Genomic DNA, 19,639 nt, shown 5'->3' on the forward strand with positions numbered 1-19,639 from the left:
CGTCACCCGAACGCCCCGTCAGAGCGCCAGCCCAAGCGCTTCAATGGCGCTGAGGGGTGATGGCCTGCCATTGACGAACAGGCTGCCCCCCTCGTAGCGCAATGCAGTGCTCAGCATCCCGTCCTTTTCCCGCAGCACGCCTGCGGCGAGAATATCCCCCATCTGCTTCTTGACCGCAGCACTGACCGCGCCATCGATCTCGGCATCCGAGGCCTCGACCTTCATCGCCTGCACATAGCCGACAACGGACTGACGTGCGTTCAATTGAAGCAGCCGCAACAACAAGGCCTTGGGCATGCTGAACTCCGCACTGGCACCAACACCGGCGACCGGGTCCCGACCCACCGCATCAGCCTTCCCGGCATAGTCGATCCGCGCACTCATCTCTGCGCGACCCTCGCCGAGACTCGCCCCGAGACGCTTGAGTTCGATCGCGGGTGCACGCCCGAGCATCGCGGGCAGTTGCTGTGAGACCACCTCAAGCACGGCAACACGCTGCATCTCGATATCGCTGTCGGCTCGTCGGACCTCCTCGGCACGGCGGGAAATTGCATCCAGCGCTGCGGCATCGATACGTTCGGCCGCAAACGCCAGGCCAAGTTCGTCCACTGTCTCGCCCCCTCCGCTCAGATTGCTGACGCGGAAGTCGACGCTCATATTCACCAAATCCCCGTCGAGCGCGATCAGCGACGCAATCTTCAAGCCGCCGAGGACAAAGCTGTCCTGCCCACTGCGGGCGGAAAACACTGCACGATCGAGGCTCAGCGAGGACGACCCGGTCCAGAACCGGTATTGCTTTGATCGCGATGAATCCAGATCGAACGCAAGATGCTCGATCGTCAGGGCACTGCCATCGGCATCGCGGATATCGAGCTTGGGCATGACGATACGACCCCGCGCCTGCGATTGCCCGGCGCCGAGATTGAGCTCGCCGTCGATGCCGCCCCAGTCGACGGACAAGCCTGCGCCCGCTGCCCCCTTGAATCCGGGTGAAGAAATGCGGTTGAACAGATCCCCGCGCCAGCCCACCACGGTCGCGACTTCGAGCGCCGCACGCCCCTGCAAGACCGCCCCCAGACTGCGTTCGAAAGCGGCCGGCATGATCAGCGTGGAATGGATGCGCGCAGCGCTACCAGCGGCGAAGACGCCTTGGTCGATATGATGGTCGACGGAAAATGTGATCGTCTCGTCGCCATCGTCGATGGTCCACGTGGTGCGGGCCTCGGCGCCGAACACCCCGCGCCGGTAATCGAGCACCTGCACCTGGAGCGCGCCCGCACACATCGCGTCGACGCTGCTGCGAAAACCCGCCTCGACCTTGCCCCCAATCACGAAATTTGCTGCTGCCACTACCACTGCTGCCGCGCCAAGCGCACCCGCCATCACCACCGCCTTGCCCATACCTATCCTTCTCAGACCCGGAACCAACGCGCGCCGGTGCAAACGGCAGCCATTATCGCCGCAGTCCGCTGACTGCAACCGGCCAGGAAGCAAATTTGGGCCGCTGTCTGCGCGTTGGCGAATTCAGCGCGGCATCATTCGAACCCGCCCCATCTCGGCCAACGCACGCGGCATGCCGAGATGATAGCCTTGGCCATAATCGACACCGATCTCGCGCAGAACCTCGAGCACGTCGGCACTCTCGACAAACTCCGCAATCGTGACCAGCCCCATGGTGTGACCAATAGTGTTGATTGCCTGCACCATGGCACGGTTGATCGGATCGGTCGCGATATCGCGCACGAAGGCGCCGTCGATCTTCAGATAATCAACCGGCAGGGTCTTCAGGTAGGCGAACGAAGACAGGCCGCTGCCGAAATCGTCGAGAGCGAACGAACACCCCAACGTACGCAGTTCGCCGATGAAGTTCACGACCCGCGACAGGTTTGCAACGGCCGAACTCTCCGTAATCTCGAAGCACAACGCGCCGTGCGGCAAGGCGGCGCGGGCCAGCCCGGTGCGGATCTGCGTCAGCAGCCCCTCGTCGCTCAGGGAGTTGCCCGACAGATTGATGCACCAGGTTCCTTCTATCCGGCCCTCCTTGCGGTAGGTATCACTCACCCAGGCAAGCACGTTGCGGAAGACCCACTCATCGATTCGCGGCATCAGGTTGTAGCGTTCCGCGGCGGGGATGAAGCTGCCCGGGCTGATCAGGCGCCCGTCCTCCTCCAGCCTCACCAGTACCTCGTAATGGATGGCCTGCGCCGCGGACAGCGGCACGATAGGCTGCACGAACAGACGCAGCCGGTCTTCGTCGAGTGCGCCATGCAGCCGCGCCACCCACTGCATCTGGCCATGCCGTTCCATCAGTTGGTCGTCGTCTGGACGATACACGTGCACCCGATTGCGCCCACCCTCCTTGGCCGCATAACAGGCGGTATCGGCCGCCGACAGGATGCGCCCGATCTCGCGATCTGAGTCGGTCACCGGTACCAGGCCGATGCTGACGCCGATGGAAAACGACTTGCCCTCCCACGCAAAGCGGTAGGCGCGAATCGCTTCGCGAAAACCTTCGGCCATCTCGAGCGCCTTGTCCACCGGGCAGTTGAAGAAGATGACGCCGAACTCGTCGCCGCCCAGACGTGCGAGCAGATCGGCTGCGCGCATGCGTTCGCGCATCAGGGTGCACACCTGGCGCAACAGCTCGTCACCGGCCACGTGACCGCAGGTGTCGTTCACGACCTTGAATTGATCGAGATCGAGATAGCACAGCGTGTGCGTGCCCCCCGGCGGAACACCCGGGATCAGCAGCTCGGAGAGTCGCCGCTCGAATTCGCGCCGGTTGGGGATGCCGGTCAGCGCATCATGACTGGCCTGACGGGTCAGCTCGCGGGTGAGATTCAACGTGACGGTCACGTCCTGGCAGACCAGTACCACGCCGATCAGATAGCCCAGGCGATTGCGGATCGGCGCGGCCGAATCCTGCACCGGCACGCGCTCGCCATCCCGCCTCACCAGCAGTCCATGGTCCATCGCCCGCGTTTCACGCCCCTGGACCAGCACCGCGCGCACCGGATTCTCCAGCGCGCGCCCGCTGCCCTCCTCCTCGAGACGGTAGATGGTGGCGATGTTGCGCCCGCGCGCCTCTTCCGCCGACCACCCGGTAAGGCTTTCAGCCATCGGATTCAGATACTGCACGATGCCGGCTTCATCGGTCGTGATCACGCCGTCACCAATGGACGCCAGGGTCACCTGCGCCAGATCGCGCTCGCGTTGCAGTTGCTCGGCAATGTGGCGCTGCTCGGTGACGTCGCGCATCAATCCGGTATATACCGTTTCGCCGTTCGCCCGCCCCTCACTCACCGAGACCTCCAGAACACGTTGCGCCCTGCCACGGCGATGCAGGCGCAATTCAACATTCTCCTGCACCCCCATCAAGCGCTCGACCTGCCGGTCCGGCCTCAGTGGCGAGTCACCTAGCAGGCTGGCCAGCGGCCGCCCCACCGCGGCCACGCCCTGGACTTCGAGCAACTTTTCCGCCCCCGGATTGAGACTGCGCAAGAGTCCGTCCGCGCCGAAGGTGACGATGCCATCACGGGCATCGCGGATGATCGCCCGCGTCTGTTCAACCGCGCGTTCGAGCGCCTCCATCATGCGGTTGTAGGCGCTGGCGATCTGCCCCACCTCGGTGAATGGCTCCACCGGCACCCGTACCGTCAGCTCCCCGGTCCGCTCCTGGGTCTCCATGGCCTGCAGCAACTCGAGCAACTCGGTGCGTGCGCCATGCTCGGAGACATTGAGCCCAAGAGCTTCGTCGTCCGCCGTCACCCGCAAGGGGATCAGGCGGTCCACGCCGTGCAGCAGCACCCAGGCCATGCCGAAGGACCACAGGCCGCAACTGACGACTCCCACCAGTTGCACCACGAACTGCTCTCCTCGCCCGAGTCCGGTTCCAAGCGCAAGCGGATCGCCGAACAGCGCGACTGCCAGCGTCCCCCATATGCCTGCAGCCAGGTGCGCCGGAATGGCCCCCACGGCGTCATCGATACGGTATCTGAGCAACAACTCATGGCACAGCAACATCACCACCGCGCCGACTGCGCCGACAATCAGCGCGTCGCCCGAGCCCAGCACATGCGCCCCGGCGGTCACCGCCACCAGACCGGCAATCCCGCCATTGAGCGTCTGAATCACGTCGGCATAGCCGCGCAGCCGCCATCCCATCGCCAGACCGGCAAGCACACCGGCCACGCCCGCAAGCACGGTATTGACCAGGATGCCAGGCACCCGCCCATCGAGGGCCAGCGTGCTGCCGCCGTTGAAGCCGAGCCAGCCGAACAGCAGCAGCATCACTCCCAGCATGGCCATCGGCAGATTGCCGCCCGAAATGGACTGAACGCGATCGTCGGCATCGAACCGGCCGCTACGTGGGCCGATAATCAGGATGCCGGCCAGGGCCACCCAGCCGCCGACACTGTGCACGACTGTAGAGCCGGCGAAGTCGACGAATCCGAGCGTGGCCAGCCAGCCGCGCTCGCCGCCGAGCGCGCCACCCCACGCCCAATGCCCGAATACTGGATAAATGAGCCCACCGATGATCGCGGCCACCGCAAGGTAGGCGGAGAAGCGCATGCGCTCGGCCACCGCCCCCGAGACGATGGTTGCTGCCGTCGAGCAGAACATGGCCTGGAACAGGAAGAATGCCGCGAGCGAATTGCTAGCGCCATGCCCCACCGAAACCATGAAGCGGTCTGTGCCCACCAGCCCCAGGGCAGACGCGCCGAACATCAGCGCGAAGCCGAAGCCCCAGTAGAGAACAACGGCAACGGCGAAATCGACCACGTTCTTGATGGCCACATTGATCGCATTGCGACTGCGGGTCAGGCCCGACTCAAGGCACAGGAAACCCGCCTGCATCAGGAACACCAGGCCGGCACACAGCACCACCCACATTACATCGATGTCTACCGCACTCATCTGATTGCCCCGACTTCCCGCCGCCCCGTCCGGAACGGGGCGTAGTCGCTCGCCTGATGCACCACAATGATGCATCCATCCGGCGCACGAAAGATACTTGCGACTGCCGTGGCGCAACCAGCAAGAACAATGCCGCACCCGCCACCACCGCGGAGCGGACGCGGCATGATCGGCACTTCAAGGTCTGCAGCGGCAACCTCCACCGGGCAATTCGCACAGATGCCCTCTGGCGGCGATGACCTCGGTGACGGGAAAGGCCAACAACGGCCAGCCAATCTAGCGATCGACACCCGATGAATAGAGCGCCAGCTTGCTCAGCCGCGCCTTGAGAAAGGCCACCAGCAAATGCACTTTCGGCGCCAGATGCCGACGCTGCGGATAGAGCGCCCACACCGCGGCGCCGGGCGGCGCATGTTGCGGAAGCAGACTCCGCAGCCCACCCGTTTCCAGGTGCTCGTAGACGTAATAATCAGGCAACTGACACAGACCGAAGCCCTGCAACGCCGCATCGAGTACGGCCTTTCCGCTGTTGCAGCGCCAGTTTCCGCTCACGCGCACCAGAGTCTCCTTGCCGTCGGCGACAAACGCCCAGTGCTCGGAAGTCCCGACCAGACAGTTGTGCTGATCGAGGTCGTTCAGCGCTCGGGGCGTCCCGTGCCGTTCGAGATACGATGGCGCAGCGCACAGATACAACCGCCGCGGAGCCAATCGCGTGGCCACCAGACGGGATTCGGGAACGTGGCCCAGGCGCACGGCCAGGTCAAACCCGTCCTGGACGATATCCCGCGGTTGGTTGCTCAACTCGATGTTGACCGACAATGCGGGGAAGGACGACATGAACTCATTGACCAGCGGCACGACAAAGCGCTCGCCGTAGGCAACGGCGCAGGTCATCCTGAGCAGACCCTTGGGCGTACTCCCCAGATCCTGAATCACGCGCAGCGCTTCGTCGAGCCCGTCCTGAAGCTGGCTGCAGTGGCGCAGGAAGATCTGTCCGGTGTCGGTCAGCGTGACCTGGCGCGTGCTGCGATAGAACAGCCTGGCCTGCAGCCGCTCCTCCAGACGCGACACGCTGCGGCTGACGTGAGAGGTCGACACCCCGAGCGCGGCCGCTGCCGCGGTAAAGCTTCCGCCTTCAGCGACCGCGACAAATTCCTCCAGCCCTTCCCAACGTTTCACGCCCGCTCCACTATTGCCCCTAGGCAAACATCTATTCGAACCATGCCGATTATGATTCAGAACGGCGGAATCCATCGCCCTCGGAACAACACAGAACACCGATCCGGCCCAATAGCCCCGGTACCCGATCGGCTATCCGGCTGGTAAGCAGCGGGCACGGATGGGACAATGCGCACCGGCCATGGCTGGATGCGATACCGGACCCGTATGGCGCAAGCCAATCGCCGGATCCGTTGCCAAGGTGATGGAAACCGCCAGAATGATGAATCTCCGTAATGCCGTCCGCGAGCAACGAACAACATGAAAATCGCCACCTGGAATGTCAACTCACTGAAAGTCAGGCTGCCCCACGTCCTCGACTGGCTGGCGGCCAACCAGCCCGATGCCCTGTGCCTTCAGGAGCTGAAGATGGAGGACAAGGCCTTCCCGGCTGCCGAACTGGAAGCCGCGGGATACCGGGCCGCGTTCGCCGGGCAGAAGACATATAACGGCGTGGCTATCCTCAGCCCCCACCCGCTTGATGCGGTCGTGCGCAACATCCCGGGTTTTGAGGACGAGCAGAAACGCATCGTTGCGGCCACGATCGACGGCGTGCGGGTAATCTGCGGCTATTTCCCCAATGGTCAAGCCGTGGGATCGGACAAATTCGAGTACAAGTTGCGCTGGCTTGCGGCGCTCACTGCCTGGGTAAGAGAGGAGATAACGCGACACCCGAGGCTTGTACTCACGGGCGATTTCAACATTGCCCCCGAAGCCGCCGACGCGCACCCGGACTGGAAGGACGAGATTCATATTTCCGAACCGGAGCGGGCAGCCTTTCGCGAACTGACGAAGCTGGGCCTGATCGACGCCTTCCGCCTGTTCGATCAGCCCGAGCGCAGCTTTTCGTGGTGGGATTACCGCATGATGGCCTTTCGTCGCAACGTCGGGCTGCGCATCGACCACATTCTCGTCTCTCCGGCCCTGAAGGACGACTGCCGCAGTTGCACCGTCGACAAGACGCCGCGCAGGCTCGAGCGTCCATCCGACCACGCACCGGTCGTCCTCGAACTGGCATGAGCACTGCATGATCGATACCGAACCGCTGCTGCACACCTATCCCGTCATCGGAGAACTGTCGGACGCCGGGCGCAAACGTCTGCTCGCATGCGCGCGCTGGATGGACGTGCCGGCCGACACCTTGCTGTTCGACGACCGGCAATCGTGTGAAGGCTTTCCCTTCGTGGTCCAGGGTTCGGTACGGGTGGCAAAGTGTGCGCCCAATGGTCGTGAGCTTCCGCTATACCGCGTCAGCCCGGGTGAGACCTGCATCATTTCCTCATCCTGCCTGCTCGGCAACGAAGACTACAATGCGCGCGGCATTACCGAATCCGATACCCGCCTGATGTTGCTGCCCAAGCCGGTGTTCGATGAACTGCTGGCCGAACCGGCTTTCCGTCGCTTCGTGTTCAACCTGTTTGCGGAGCGCATTGCCGACCTCATGCAGCTCATCGAGGAGGTTGCCTTCCATCGCCTGGACCAGCGCCTGGCCGCGCTGCTGCTGGGCAAGGGCCGCATCGTCCACACCACCCACCAGCATCTCGCGGACGAACTGGGCAGCGTGCGCGAATTCGTCAGCCGATTGCTCAAGGGTTTTTCGGCCCAGGGGCTGGTCAGGCTGTCACGCGAGCAGATCGAGATCCTCGATCCGCCCGGCTTGCGCCGTATTGCCAGCGGGAGCGACGGCCGCGCAGGCTAGGGACGCGGCAATCGCGGCAGCGCATGGTGCGGGACAGACGCTATGTATCCCCGGTCACAGACCCGGCCCCATGCGCCATGTTCCAATGAGCTCACTTTCCCCTTGGAGCACATCATGAAATCGAACGTAGGCGGCACTGACAAGATCATCCGCATCCTTGCCGGCATCGTGCTGCTGGCAATGGCCATCATGGGTATCGGCGCCCCGTGGACCTATATCGGCATCGTGCCGCTGGTGACCGGCCTGATGGGCTGGTGCCCGGCCTATCTGCTGATCGGCGTGAATACCTGCCCGCTGAAGAAAGAGTGACCCGGGTCGCATCGGAATGAAAAAGCCGGGCACAACGCCCGGCTTTTTTACGCCCGCTTGCCAGCCATGCTGCAGTAGTTGGCGATGCGGACGAAGTCGGCGACGGACAGTCGCTCGCCGCGCAGTCCCGGATCAAGATCGAGCGCGGCAAATCCCGCTTCGTCCAGGAACTCGCGCAAGGTATTGCGCAAGGTCTTGCGCCTCTGGCCGAAGGCTGCAGTGACGATGGCGCCGAGCAGCCCCTCGTCCCTGGCAGTGAGTTCCTCGGCCGGAAGCGGCACCAGGCGCACGATGCTCGACATCACCTTGGGCGCAGGACGGAAAGCGCCCGGCGGCACATCGAACATCCGCCCCATGCGAAACCGGTACTGAAGCATCACGGACAGCCGCCCGTAGTCCTCGGTACCCGGCTCCGCAACCATTCGCATCACCACCTCCTTCTGCAACATGAAGGTCATGTCCTTCACCCGCTCGGCGAAGCCGGCCAGGTGAAACAGAATGGGCGTGGAGATGTTGTACGGCAGGTTGCCGACGATGCGCAGCGGGTTGCCGAGCGCGCCGAAATCGAACTTCAGCGCATCGCCTTCATGAATGCTGAGGCGCTCGGCCGGATAGCGCTCGCGCAGACGCGCGATCAAGTCGCGGTCGATCTCCACCACGTGCAGGTGTTCGATGCGTTCGAGCAGGGGGGCGGTCATGGCGCCGAGGCCAGGACCGATTTCCACCATCGTTTCGCCGTTCTGCGGGCGGATGGCGTCGATGATGCGGCGGATGATATTGGGATCGGACAGGAAGTTCTGGCCAAAGCGCTTGCGCGCGCGATGGCCGTCGGTCTCGCGGTCGTTGCTCATGCACTGTTCCGTCTGGTTTCTGCCATCGAGATCGCCAGTTCGACAGCAGCGAACAGGCTGCCGGGATCGGCGCGGCCACTGCCGGCAAGATCGAGCGCGGTGCCGTGATCGACCGAGGTGCGGATGATCGGCAAGCCGAGGGTGACGTTGACGCCGCCACCGAAACTGGCGTGTTTGAGTACCGGCAATCCCTGATCGTGATACATCGCGAGCACGGCATCACCCTGTGCCAGCGTGTGCGGCACGAACAGGGTGTCGGCCGGCAACGGCCCCACAAGCACCATGCCTTCGGCCCTCAGGCGCTCGAGCACCGGCATGATGATGTCGATCTCTTCGCGCCCCATGTGTCCGCCCTCTCCGGCATGTGGATTCAGGCCCGCCACCAGGACGCGCGGCGCCGCCAGCCCAAAGCGGGCGCTAAGATCTTCATGCAGGATGCGCAGGGTGCGCTCGAGCAATGCAGGCGTGATCGCTGCGGGAACCGCGGACAAGGGCAGATGCGTGGTCACCAGCGCAACGCGCAGGCCCGCGCCGACCAGCATCATGACCACCAGCGGCGTGCCTGTCTTCTCGGCCAGGTACTCGGTGTGTCCGCTGAAAGACACGCCGGCGTCGCAGATCACGCCCTTGTGCACCGGAGCGGTCACCATTGCAGCAAATTCGCCCGCCACGCACCCTTGCAATGCACGATCCAGCAAGGCGAGCACATAGGGAGCATTTGCCGCATCAAGGTGGCCGGCAACGGCCGGACAAGCCAGGGACAGGTGCAACACGTCGAGGACGCCGGCCTGCGGGCCAGATCCGGGCTGATATGGGCGTACTTGCACTCGACTGCCAATACGGGCAAGACGCTCCTCGATCAGTTCGGCGTCCCCCAGCACCACCAGATGGGCCTGCCAGTCCCGCTCGGCAAGGCGCGCGCACAGCTCCGGTCCGACGCCCGCCGGCTCACCGCTGGTAATGGCCAGAACCGGTACACCCGCCGACATGCTGCTCACTCCCGGTCCTGACGGTACTCGACGTAAGTGCTGTCGCGCAGCTGGCGCACCCAGTCCTCGAACGCGGCATCGGCCTTGCGTTCGCGCAGGATGGAACGTGCGGCATTGCGCTTTCGCTCCTCAGTCACGTCCTGCATGCGTCGCTCGATGACCTTGATCAGATGCCACCCGAACGGAGATCGCACGGGTGGGCTCACCTCACCGGGCTTGAGCGCATTCATCGCGCGCTCGAACTCCGGCACCGTATCGCCAGGGTTGATCCAGCCCAGATCCCCACCCTTTGCAGCAGACAGGTCCGCGGAGTTGGCCTTGGCCAGTTCGGCAAAGTCGCCACCATTGACCACACGCTCGCGCAACGCCAGTACGCGTGCTTCGGCTTCGGTATCGGACAGCACCTCGGAAGTCTTGATCAGAATATGGCTGACATGCGTCTGCTCGAGCTGTTGCGGGCCAGCGGCCGCCCCGCCGCGCTTGTCCACAAGTTTGATGATGTGCAGCCCGGCGGAACTGCGCAGAATCGGAGACAGGTCGCCCGGTTTCATGTCCTTGGCAGCATCGGCATACAGGGCCGGCAGGCGGTCACGCTCGCGCCAGCCGATGTTGCCGCCGCTGATACCATCCGGCGCATCCGATGTCTCGGCCGCCACGCGGGCGAAATCCTCGCCGCCGCGCAGGCGAGCCATGACTTTGTTCGCGCGTTCGCGCAAACGGGCGATCTGCTCGGGCGTCGCGCCTTCCGGCGCGCGCAACAGGATGTGCGCGAGCTCGAACTCGACGCCGGAGAAAGCGTCCGGGTTGTTGGCAAGAAAGTTGTCGACCTCGGCATCGGTTACCACCACCTTGCTGTCGACTTCGCGCTCGCGCAGGCGCGCCAGCACCATCTCGGTGCGAATCTCGTCACGAAAGCGGAACCATGACACGCCGTCCTTCTCCAGCGCCGATCGCAGTCCGGTCACGGGCATGCGGTTGTTCTCGGCTATGCGCGCAATCGCCCGCTCCAGTGCGGCTTCGTCGATCTTCAACCCGGTATCACGTGCGAGCTGCAACTGCGCGCGCTCGACGATCAGGCGCTCGAGCAACTGGCGCTCGAGCACATCAGCCGGCGGCAACTGTCCGCCCTGGCGTTGCAGCTGACGCTTCGCCTGCTCCACGCGTTCGCGCAATTGCAGGGCAGTGATCACCTCGCTATTGACGACCGCGACGATACGATCGACTTCGACCGCCTTCGCGGCGACATGCGCGGGCACCGAGAGCATGAGGCAGGACAGGCTGGCCACAGCCAGCGCACGGGTACGATTTAGGAGTCGGTTCATGGTTTCTCTGAGAAATGTACCAATGTCGATCACTCGACACCGAAAACACGGTTGCTGCCGGGCTCGTTGATCTTGCCGTAGCCGGGCACACTGCGCTTGATCAGGCTGACCGGACTCGTTCCGATACTGGCCAGATCGTTAAGTTCAAGCTGAACGAAAAAGGCTTTCGTCACCTCATCCGCACTGGTGGCGAAACGGTGCATCGCCACCCGCACGACCCAGCAACCGCCGTCATATTCGACACCGCCGATGGCCTCTGTCAGTCGGTCCTCGCGCAGCGAATGGGTCAGCCGGGTGACGCCATACCAGCCCCCGCCCATCGGCCATTGGCCGGACACATCGACATCGCGCAGGATGTCCTTCGCGTAGCGGTAGCTCAGGTTGAGCGCCTTGGCAAAGCCGGGCTGAAAGCGGAAGGTCGTGTTGAAACGCTCGGTCCAGTGGTCGCGCGGGTTGTACTGCCACAAGGACTCGAGCGACGTATCCTGGGTCACGCGGCCGCTGAAGCCTGCGAGCATGTCGGCGCGGCGACTGGTGCGCGGAATCTCGTTCTGGACCAGATTTCCGTTTTCATCGTAGTAGTTGAGCGTGACACGCTGATCGTTGAAATAGTAGCGCTGCCCCAGCAGCACCTTCATGCGCTCGGCTCCGCTGACCGGATCGATCAGTCGCGATGTCACGGCCGCGGTCAGCTGGTTCGCATCGGCGATGCGGTCTCCACCCGTGTACAGGTTCTCGGAAAAAATCTGCGCGAAACCGAAGTCGTAGCGGCTGGTGTCGAACAGCGGGATTTCGTCCTGCCGCCGGTAGGCCGCATTCAGGTAATACAGCCGCGGCTCAAGGGTCTGGACGAAATCGTGACCGAAGAACGCCGCATCGCGTTCGAACGTCATGCCCGAGTCAACCGAGAAAATTGGCACGGTACGGGTGATGGAATCGCGCAGGCCGCTGGAGGCCACGCTGCGGTCGATCTCGTATCCGGTGTAATTCACACCCACTTTGGGCGTGATGTAGTAGCCCGCGCGCTCGAAGGGCAACGACAGCTGCGGATAGGCACTGATCCGGGTCGCTTCCGGCTTGTCTTTGTCGGGATGGGAGAAGCGGGTCAGCTCGCTCTGCCAGCCGAACACGAAGCCGCCGACGAGGTCGGGACGGGACGCATTGAGCAGCAGTTGCGGCAGGCGCCGGTACGGTGTCGTCAGCGGCTTGTCCGCATCCGGGCTGAGGGTCTGGTAGGCCTGCACCAGCGCCGAGGCGCTCCACCACGGACTGCCGGCATAGACGAGTCGCCCCTCGCGCAGAAGGTTGACCTTCGAGGCCACCGAGACCCGCGAGCTCAGGTCCTCGAAATAGGCGTCGTCGGACACCGCATTGATGTCGAGCGAGCCGTACAGCGTCGGCGTGATCCACTGCTGGTGCTGCAGGGAGCCCAACGCGCGTTCGCTGCCTGTGAGATTGTCACGCGCAAGATACTCCGCGCGCGCCTCGCCACGATAGGAATCGCCCAGATAGCGGATCTCCCCGCCCACCTGCATGCCGCGACGACTCATCCACCGCGGCGTGATGGTCGCATCGTAGTTGGGGGCGATATTCCAGTAATAGGGCACTGCCAGATCGAAGCCGGTCTTGTTCGACGTGCCGAAGGTCGGCGGCAACACGCCGGACTGGCGCTGACCCGCAAGCGGAAACTCGGTCCATGGCATCCAGAACAGCGGCACCCCCTGGAACACGACCGTGCTGTCGCGGGCGACACCCATGTCGCGGTCGTAATCGAGCGCAAGATCGCCGGCCTTGATATACCAGTCGGGATCGTCGACGCTGCAGGTCGACCAGGTGGCATTCTTCGCCCGATACTGGTTCTCGCCTTCGAAGTACAGCATGTCGGCATGCCCCCCGCCGCTGATCTCGCGCGGCGGATCACCCGGCTCCAGTGGTTCGGCGGGACGGGTAATGGAATAGCGCGGCGTGTCGAAACTGCCAGTCTGATCACCGAGCACGATGGTTGCCGCGGGCCCGGTCATTTCGTCGCGCCCTTGGCGCAGACGCACGTTCCCCTCGGCCACTGCCTCATCGGTGGGTTCGCGATAGACCAGCTTGTCCGCTGTCAGCAACAGCTCTCCGCGTTTGAGTTCAGCCTCGCCGTCGGCCACGAGCTCGACCGCACGGGTGCCACTGATGCGCAGCGCAGACACTTCGGTCGCACCCGGCTTGGACCCGGTGGCAGGCTTGGCCGCAGATGCCGCCCCTGGCGCTGCGGCTGGTCTGGTCTGGGTTGCTGGCGTCTCGACGCGCTGCACGGCCTGCGACTTGATCTCGCGCTCGCGCGTCTGCGTCTCGATCGCAGCGGGCGCACCTCCGCTCTGCACACGTGGCGCAGCGCTCGCGGCACGACCACCACGTTGCACGGCGGGCTCGCCACGCAACAGATCCGGCGACACCACCAGGGCCGGCAGATCGGCAGCCAGGGCGGCCCCGGACAGCCAGCACAGCAGTAGCGGAATCAGTCTCATCCGCGTGTTCAAACCCAAGTCAGGCAAAGCGAACCCCGTTCTGCAGAATGTGAGCGGCTGCCCGCACAGGCAACCGTATTGATAAACTCGCGAATTCTACACGAACGATCGCGGAGATCCCGTTTGCCCAGACTCGCCCAACTCCAGTCCTGGCTCGACGCCCAGCTTGCCGGTCGCATTTACGAACTCAGCCCGGCATCGGCCGACGCCAGCTTCCGCCGTTATTTCCGCCTCCGCTTCACCGACGGCGGCCCCAACCTGGTTGTCATGGACGCACCGCCACCGCAGGAAGACTGCCGTCCGTGGCTGAGGATCGCCGAGCTGTTCCGCGCCGCCGGCGCCCACGTTCCGGAGGTGCTGGCAGAGGATACCGAACGCGGCTTCCTGCTGTTGTCGGATCTGGGCGACACCACCTATCTTGCGGCGCTTCAACGCCCGGGGAACTCGCCGCTCGACGCCGCTCACCTCTACGCCGACGCGATCGGCTCGCTGATTGCAATCCAGGCAGCCAGCCGACCCGATGTGCTGCCGCCGTATTCGGAAACCCTCCTCCGACGCGAACTGATGCTGTTCCCGGAGTGGTACATCGCCCGCCACAAAGGAATGACGCTGGACGCCAGGGATGAAGCCACGATGATGTCAGCCTTCGACCAGATCATTGACGCCTGCCTGGCCCAGCCCAACGTGTTCGTCCACCGCGACTACCATTCGCGCAACCTGATGCGTGTCGACGGCGGCGTTAATCCGGGAATCATCGACTTCCAGGATGCCGCGTACGGCCCGATCACCTACGACCTCGTCTCCCTGTTCAAAGACGCCTACATCGGCTGGGATGAGGATTTCACACTCGATCTGCTGGCGCGCTACTGGGAAACCGCGCGCCAATGCGGCCTGCCTGTGCGCGACGACTTCGGCGACTTCCACCGCGACTACGAATGGATGGGCGTACAGCGCCATCTGAAGGTACTCGGCATCTTCGCCCGCCTGTGCCACCGCGACGGCAAGGAAGCCTACCTTCAGGACATGCCGCTGGTCATGGCCTACCTGCGCAAGGCCTGCGACCGCTATCGCGCACTCGGCCCCCTGCTCAAGATCATCGACAAGCTCGATCCGGTTCCGGTCCAGTTCGGCTACACCTTCTGATGAAGGCGATGATTCTTGCGGCCGGTCGCGGCGAACGCATGCGCCCGCTCACCGACAGCTGCCCGAAGCCGCTACTGATGGCCGGCGGCAAACCTTTGATCGTTTGGCATATCGAACGCCTGCGCGCAGCCGGCATCACCGACATCGTGATCAATCATGCCCACCTTGGCCACATGCTCGAGGCGGCATTGGGTGACGGGCGCGCCTTCGGCGTGAACATCGCCTGGTCGCCCGAAGTCAGCGCACTGGAAACGGCCGGCGGCATCCGCAAGGCCCTGTCACTGCTGGGCAATGGTGCTTTCATCGTCATCAATGGCGACGTCCATTGCGATGCCGACCTTGCCGCCCTCGGCACCGCCGCCGGCGAACTCCGCGTGGACGGCGATCTTGCCCACCTGCTCCTTGTCGCCAACCCGGCGCACCACCCCGAAGGCGACTTCGTCCTTGACCGGGGACGCGTCCTTGACCAGCGCGCTCGTGGGCAGCGCCTGACCTTCTCCGGCATCGGTGCCTACCACCCGCACCTGTTCTCAGCGCTGGAGCCCGGCACCCCCGAAAAGCTCGCACCACTGCTGCGTACCGCCATGCGCGCAAACCAGGTTGGCGGCACCATGCACCATGGGCAGTGGGTCGACGTCGGCACGCCGGAGCGCCTTCTCGCGCTCGATACCGCGCTCCGCGAAACGGCGGGCCGCACGCCTTGAATCCGATCCATGCCCGGGGCGGCACCTTCGTCCCCGTTGAAGGTCCGAAACCGTATCGCCCAGCCATGCCATAATTTCGCCATGAACGCCCTGACCGAACCCCTGCGCATCGACACCCTTCCCTTCCGGACGCGCCGCGAGCGGCTGCTGTCACGCATGAACGCGGTTGGCGGCGGCATCGCCATCCTGCCGACGGCGCCAGAGCGCACGCGTAACCGCGATGCACACTATCCCTACCGTCACGACAGCTATTTCTATTATCTCAGCGGATTCCGCGAACCCGAAGCAGTACTGGTGCTGGTGGCGGGCGCCACGCCGAAGCAGATCCTGTTCTGTCGGCAGAAGGACGAAGAGCGCGAAATCTGGGACGGCTTCCGCCACGGTCCCGAAGCGGCCAGCGCGCTGTTCGGCTTCGACGAAGCATGGACCATCGACGAACTCGAGAAGCGCCTCCCCGACCTGCTGGCCAATCAGCCCGTGCTGTGGTGCGGCCTGGGCTACGACAATGCGTGGGATACGCGCATCATGGCCGCTCTCAACACCGTACGTGCCAACGCACGCACCGGCGTCACGCCACCGCACTCGGTGCGCGACCTGCGTGCGGACCTCGACGAGATGCGGCTGATCAAGGACACCAGCGAACTCAACACGATGCGCCGCGCCGCCAGCATTTCAGCCACCGCCCACTGCCGGGCGATGCAGCACACCCGGCCGGGACGGTTCGAGTACGAAATCGAGGCTGAGCTGCTACACACCTTCCGCGCCAATGGAAGCCAGGCGCCCGCCTATTCCTCGATCGTGGCCAGTGGCGCCAATGCCTGCGTACTGCATTACGTCGAGAACGATCGCCGCATGCGCGACGGCGAGCTGCTGCTGATCGATGCAGGCTGCGAGCTCGACAGCTATGCCTCCGACATTACCCGCACCTTCCCGGTCAGCGGCCGCTTCAGTGGGCCACAACGCGATGTCTATGAACTCGTGCTGGCCTCCCAGCACGCGGCGCGCGCCGCGATTCGCCCCGGCGCGCACTGGAACGAACCGCACGAAGCCGCCGTCGCCGTGCTGGCGCGCGGCATGCTCGACCTCGGCCTGCTGCAGGGCAGCTTCGAGGAGGTCATGGAAAAGGGCGACTATCGTCGCTTCTACATGCACCGCACCGGCCATTGGCTGGGCATGGACGTCCACGACGCAGGCGAATACAAGCTTGCCGGCGAATGGCGCCAACTCGAACCCGGCATGGTGCTCACGGTGGAGCCGGGCTGCTATATCCGCCCCGCGGCCGACGTTCCGGAGGCGTTCTGGAACATCGGCATCCGCATCGAGGACGACGCCGTGGTCACCGCAGATGGCTGCGAGTACATCACCGATGGCGTGCCACGCGAGATCGACGCCATCGAGGCCCTGATGCGGGATGCGCAACATGCAGCGGCATGACCTGCTGATCGTCGGCGCCGGACCGGTCGGACTGGCACTGGCGCTGTTTCTCAAGGATAGCGGTCTCGACGTCGTGCTCGCTGACGCACGTCCGCGTGATGCCGCAGCAGCGGATCCGCGCACCCTCGCGCTGGCTCATGGAAGCCAACTCACGCTGGCGAAGCTGGGCGTATGGGAGGGCCTGGCGACCACCCCGATCAAGACCATTCACATCTCGCAGCAAGGCAGTTTCGGCCGCTCGGTACTGCGCGCGGCCGACTACGACATCCCGGCCCTCGGCCATGTCGTCACAGCAGGCGCCCTGGCCGGTGCCTTGCGGCGCAAGGTCGACGCCGCCGGCATACCCGTGCTCGACGAAACTGAAGTCACCCACCTCGCCCCTGGCACACAGGACATCGTCGCCAGCCTGGACGGCCCGCGCGTGGCAACCCTGTCGGCGCGCCTGGCGGCCTGCGCCGAAGGCGGATTGAGCGCGAATGACGACGACAGCGTCGAACACGACTACCACCAGCATGCGCTGATTGCCCATGTCGGCGCGGCGGGTGGACACCACGACACCGCGTTCGAGCGCTTCACCCGCTCGGGTCCGGCCGCGCTGCTACCCTGCGGCCGCGGCTTCGCCGTCGTACACGTGGTACCTTCCGGGGATGCTGACGCCCTGCTGGCACTCGGGGACAACACCTACCTCGATCACCTGCAAGGTATTTTCGGCCATCGCGTCCGCCTCGACGGGATTGTCGAGCGCCTGCGCTACCCGCTCGCGCTGCGCTACCGCAGGACCCCGGTCGGTCACCGTACGGTCTGGCTGGGCAACGCCGCACAGACCATGCACCCGGTCGCCGGACAGGGTTTCAATCTGGCCTTGCGCGACGTTCACGACCTTGCCGACCACCTCATCCTGAGCGGCGGCGACCCCGGTGACCCGGCACTGCTTTCGTCGTACGCCAATGGTCGTGGCCTGGACCGCCTTGGCACCATCCGCTTCACCGATGGCCTGGTCCGGCTGTTCAGCAACGATATCGCACCGCTGCGACACGCCCGTGGGGCCGGGCTCTTCGCCCTCGACCTGTGCCCGCCATTGCGTCATTTCGTGGCCAAGCGCATGTTGTTCGGCGCGCGCGCCTGGCCCTGATCGCGGCCCATTCCGGGCAGCGAGCATGAGCATATGGGTGGCGGCGGCGCCACGCCGCCACCCCAAGCGCCCACTGCATGGGGTAAAATGCCGCTCTTTTCCCGCACGCCCCAGCCCATGCAGTTCGCCGGATTCACCTTGCGCAACAACCTCTTCGTCGCCCCCATGGCCGGGGTGACGGATCGTCCTTTCCGCCAGTTGTGCAAGAAACTGGGGGCGGGCGTCGCAGTCTCCGAAATGGTGACTTCGAACTCCCTGCTCTATGGCAGCGCCAAGACGCGTCGCCGGGCCAATCACGACGGAGAGGTCGATCCGATCTCGGTGCAGATCGCCGGCGCCGACCCCGCGATGATGGCCGAGGCCGCACGTCACAACGCCGACCGCGGCGCGCAGATCATCGACATCAACATGGGCTGCCCGGCAAAGAAAGTGTGCAACGTCATGGCGGGCTCGGCGCTGATGCAGGACGAGCCGCTGGTTGCGCGCATTCTTGAAGCGGTCGTGAATGCGGTGCCGAACACCCCGGTCACCCTCAAGTTTCGCACGGGCTGGAACCGCGAGAACAGGAATGCGCCGACGATTGCCCGCATCGCTCAGGAATCAGGTATTCGCGCCATCGCCATTCACGGGCGTACTCGCGCCGACCAGTACATGGGCGATGCGGAATACGACACCATCGCCCTGGTGAAGTCGCTGGTGAGCATACCGGTGATCGCGAACGGCGACATTACTTCGCCGCAAAAGGCCAAGTTCGTCCTCGATTACACCGGTGCCGACGGCGTCATGATCGGCCGTGCCGCACAGGGTCGGCCGTGGATCTTCCGTGAAACCGAGCATTTCCTGCGTACCGGCGAAATCCTGCCGCCGCCCCTGGTCACCGAAATCCTGCAGGTCTGCCGCGAGCACCTTGCCGACCTCTACGATTTCTATGGCGAGGAGACCGGCGTGCGCATCGCGCGCAAGCACATTTCCTGGTACACCAAGGGCCTGGTGGGTTCGGCCGCTTTTCGCCATGCAATGAATCAATTGCCGGACATTCCGGCCCAGCTTGCAGCAGTGGACGAGTTCTTCGGTCGCCTCGCCGAAGCCGATGCCCGCCTGCGTTACGAAGAAGACCTGCCTCAGGAACTCGCAGCATGAGCCGCAGCAACGAGATCGCCGATTCCGTCTTTCGTACCCTCGACCAGTATTTTCGCGACCTTGACGGCGAACGTCCGGCCGCGATCTACGACATGGTGATCCGCAACGTCGAACGCCCCATGCTCGAATTCGTGCTGCAGCAGGCCAAGGGCAACCAGACCGTCGCCGCGGACATGCTCGGCATCAACCGCAACACCTTGCGTCGCAAACTGACCGACTACGATCTGCTCTGATTCGCCTGCCGCACTGGCGGCTGTACCCCTGCATGGCG

16 protein-coding genes are annotated in these 19,639 nt (G+C 64.4%); 9 read left to right on the forward strand and 7 right to left on the reverse strand.

What is annotated here, in order from left to right; translation table 11 throughout:
- Nucleotides 1-18: 18 nt before the first annotated feature.
- The 3 genes from J5J83_RS09760 to J5J83_RS09770 form a co-directional block, all read right to left on the reverse strand.
- Nucleotides 19-1,401 carry a DUF945 family protein gene (locus tag J5J83_RS09760; protein WP_212348522.1) on the reverse strand — a complete coding sequence of 461 codons (1,383 nt, stop codon included), beginning with the start codon at nucleotides 1,399-1,401 and terminating at the stop codon, nucleotides 19-21.
- 123 nt (nucleotides 1,402-1,524) lie between these two features.
- Complete coding sequence (amt, locus tag J5J83_RS09765; RefSeq protein ID WP_212348525.1) at nucleotides 1,525-4,917, reverse strand: ammonium transporter; 3,393 nt, start codon at nucleotides 4,915-4,917, stop codon at nucleotides 1,525-1,527.
- Between the two features lie 276 nt (nucleotides 4,918-5,193).
- A complete protein-coding gene (locus tag J5J83_RS09770) occupies nucleotides 5,194-6,096 on the reverse strand; it encodes a LysR family transcriptional regulator (RefSeq protein ID WP_212348527.1) in 903 nt (300 codons plus the stop codon).
- Between the two features lie 300 nt (nucleotides 6,097-6,396).
- On the opposite strand from J5J83_RS09770, the gene xth reads away from it, so the two are divergent.
- The 3 genes from xth (at nucleotide 6,397) to J5J83_RS09785 (ending at nucleotide 8,143) form a co-directional block, all read left to right on the forward strand.
- Entirely contained in the window at nucleotides 6,397-7,155 is a 759-nt protein-coding gene (xth, locus tag J5J83_RS09775) for an exodeoxyribonuclease III (protein ID WP_212348530.1), read from the forward strand.
- 7 nt (nucleotides 7,156-7,162) lie between these two features.
- Nucleotides 7,163-7,834 carry a Crp/Fnr family transcriptional regulator gene (locus J5J83_RS09780; RefSeq protein ID WP_212348533.1) on the forward strand — a complete coding sequence of 224 codons (672 nt, stop codon included), beginning with the start codon at nucleotides 7,163-7,165 and terminating at the stop codon, nucleotides 7,832-7,834.
- Nucleotides 7,835-7,948: 114 nt separating this feature from the next.
- Nucleotides 7,949-8,143: a DUF2892 domain-containing protein gene (locus J5J83_RS09785; protein WP_212348536.1), complete on the forward strand. Its 195-nt coding sequence runs from the start codon at nucleotides 7,949-7,951 to the stop codon at nucleotides 8,141-8,143.
- 47 nt (nucleotides 8,144-8,190) lie between these two features.
- Here J5J83_RS09785 and rsmA read toward each other — a convergent pair whose 3' ends face one another.
- Genes rsmA through J5J83_RS09805 form a run of 4 tightly spaced genes read right to left on the reverse strand, consistent with a single transcriptional unit; the run spans nucleotide 8,191 to nucleotide 13,815 of the window.
- Entirely contained in the window at nucleotides 8,191-8,994 is an 804-nt protein-coding gene (gene rsmA, locus J5J83_RS09790; RefSeq protein ID WP_212348539.1) for a 16S rRNA (adenine(1518)-N(6)/adenine(1519)-N(6))-dimethyltransferase RsmA, read from the reverse strand.
- Entirely contained in the window at nucleotides 8,991-9,983 is a 993-nt protein-coding gene (gene pdxA / locus J5J83_RS09795) for a 4-hydroxythreonine-4-phosphate dehydrogenase PdxA (RefSeq protein ID WP_212348542.1), read from the reverse strand. Before pdxA ends, rsmA begins: the two co-directional genes overlap by 4 nt.
- Nucleotides 9,984-9,988: 5 nt before the next feature.
- Entirely contained in the window at nucleotides 9,989-11,305 is a 1,317-nt protein-coding gene (locus tag J5J83_RS09800; RefSeq protein WP_212348545.1) for a peptidylprolyl isomerase, read from the reverse strand.
- A gap of 29 nt (nucleotides 11,306-11,334) precedes the next feature.
- Complete coding sequence (locus J5J83_RS09805) at nucleotides 11,335-13,815, reverse strand: LPS-assembly protein LptD (RefSeq protein WP_212348548.1); 2,481 nt, start codon at nucleotides 13,813-13,815, stop codon at nucleotides 11,335-11,337.
- A gap of 123 nt (nucleotides 13,816-13,938) precedes the next feature.
- On the opposite strand from J5J83_RS09805, the gene J5J83_RS09810 reads away from it, so the two are divergent.
- The 6 genes from J5J83_RS09810 (at nucleotide 13,939) to J5J83_RS09835 (ending at nucleotide 19,601) form a co-directional block, all read left to right on the forward strand.
- Nucleotides 13,939-14,958, forward strand: coding sequence for a phosphotransferase (locus J5J83_RS09810; protein WP_212348551.1), 1,020 nt, complete (start codon nucleotides 13,939-13,941; stop codon nucleotides 14,956-14,958).
- Nucleotides 14,959-14,966: 8 nt separating this feature from the next.
- Nucleotides 14,967-15,662 carry an N-acetylmuramate alpha-1-phosphate uridylyltransferase MurU gene (gene murU, locus J5J83_RS09815; RefSeq protein WP_212352973.1) on the forward strand — a complete coding sequence of 232 codons (696 nt, stop codon included), beginning with the start codon at nucleotides 14,967-14,969 and terminating at the stop codon, nucleotides 15,660-15,662.
- 81 nt (nucleotides 15,663-15,743) lie between these two features.
- Complete coding sequence (gene pepP / locus J5J83_RS09820) at nucleotides 15,744-17,096, forward strand: Xaa-Pro aminopeptidase (RefSeq protein ID WP_212348554.1); 1,353 nt, start codon at nucleotides 15,744-15,746, stop codon at nucleotides 17,094-17,096.
- A complete protein-coding gene (locus J5J83_RS09825) occupies nucleotides 17,083-18,228 on the forward strand; it encodes an FAD-dependent monooxygenase (RefSeq protein ID WP_212348557.1) in 1,146 nt (381 codons plus the stop codon). The genes pepP and J5J83_RS09825 overlap by 14 nt, the downstream gene beginning before the upstream one ends.
- Before the next feature lie 117 nt (nucleotides 18,229-18,345).
- Entirely contained in the window at nucleotides 18,346-19,368 is a 1,023-nt protein-coding gene (gene dusB / locus J5J83_RS09830; RefSeq protein WP_212352974.1) for a tRNA dihydrouridine synthase DusB, read from the forward strand.
- The gene (locus J5J83_RS09835) at nucleotides 19,365-19,601 is read left to right on the forward strand and encodes a helix-turn-helix domain-containing protein (protein ID WP_108950997.1); all 237 of its coding nucleotides are present in this window, start codon (nucleotides 19,365-19,367) and stop codon (nucleotides 19,599-19,601) included. The genes dusB and J5J83_RS09835 overlap by 4 nt, the downstream gene beginning before the upstream one ends.
- Nucleotides 19,602-19,639 lie beyond the last annotated feature (38 nt).

It is taken from the genome of Azoarcus sp. L1K30 (assembly GCF_018122735.1).
Lineage (GTDB): Bacteria > Pseudomonadota > Gammaproteobacteria > Burkholderiales > Rhodocyclaceae > Parazoarcus.

Excerpts from the sequence above, each read along its gene's own strand:
- J5J83_RS09760 (WP_212348522.1), bottom strand. The coding sequence starts at position 1,401 with ATGGGCAAGGCGGTGGTGATGGCGGGTGCGCTTGGCGCGGCAGCAGTG.
- amt (WP_212348525.1), bottom strand. The coding sequence starts at position 4,917 with ATGAGTGCGGTAGACATCGATGTAATGTGGGTGGTGCTGTGTGCCGGC.
- xth (WP_212348530.1), top strand. The coding sequence starts at position 6,397 with ATGAAAATCGCCACCTGGAATGTCAACTCACTGAAAGTCAGGCTGCCC.
- J5J83_RS09780 (WP_212348533.1), top strand. The coding sequence starts at position 7,163 with ATGATCGATACCGAACCGCTGCTGCACACCTATCCCGTCATCGGAGAA.
- J5J83_RS09785 (WP_212348536.1), top strand. The coding sequence starts at position 7,949 with ATGAAATCGAACGTAGGCGGCACTGACAAGATCATCCGCATCCTTGCC.
- rsmA (WP_212348539.1), bottom strand. The coding sequence starts at position 8,994 with ATGAGCAACGACCGCGAGACCGACGGCCATCGCGCGCGCAAGCGCTTT.
- pdxA (WP_212348542.1), bottom strand. The coding sequence starts at position 9,983 with ATGTCGGCGGGTGTACCGGTTCTGGCCATTACCAGCGGTGAGCCGGCG.
- J5J83_RS09800 (WP_212348545.1), bottom strand. The coding sequence starts at position 11,305 with ATGAACCGACTCCTAAATCGTACCCGTGCGCTGGCTGTGGCCAGCCTG.
- J5J83_RS09805 (WP_212348548.1), bottom strand. The coding sequence starts at position 13,815 with ATGAGACTGATTCCGCTACTGCTGTGCTGGCTGTCCGGGGCCGCCCTG.
- murU (WP_212352973.1), top strand. The coding sequence starts at position 14,967 with ATGATTCTTGCGGCCGGTCGCGGCGAACGCATGCGCCCGCTCACCGAC.
- pepP (WP_212348554.1), top strand. The coding sequence starts at position 15,744 with ATGAACGCCCTGACCGAACCCCTGCGCATCGACACCCTTCCCTTCCGG.
- J5J83_RS09825 (WP_212348557.1), top strand. The coding sequence starts at position 17,083 with ATGCAGCGGCATGACCTGCTGATCGTCGGCGCCGGACCGGTCGGACTG.
- dusB (WP_212352974.1), top strand. The coding sequence starts at position 18,346 with ATGCAGTTCGCCGGATTCACCTTGCGCAACAACCTCTTCGTCGCCCCC.
- J5J83_RS09835 (WP_108950997.1), top strand. The coding sequence starts at position 19,365 with ATGAGCCGCAGCAACGAGATCGCCGATTCCGTCTTTCGTACCCTCGAC.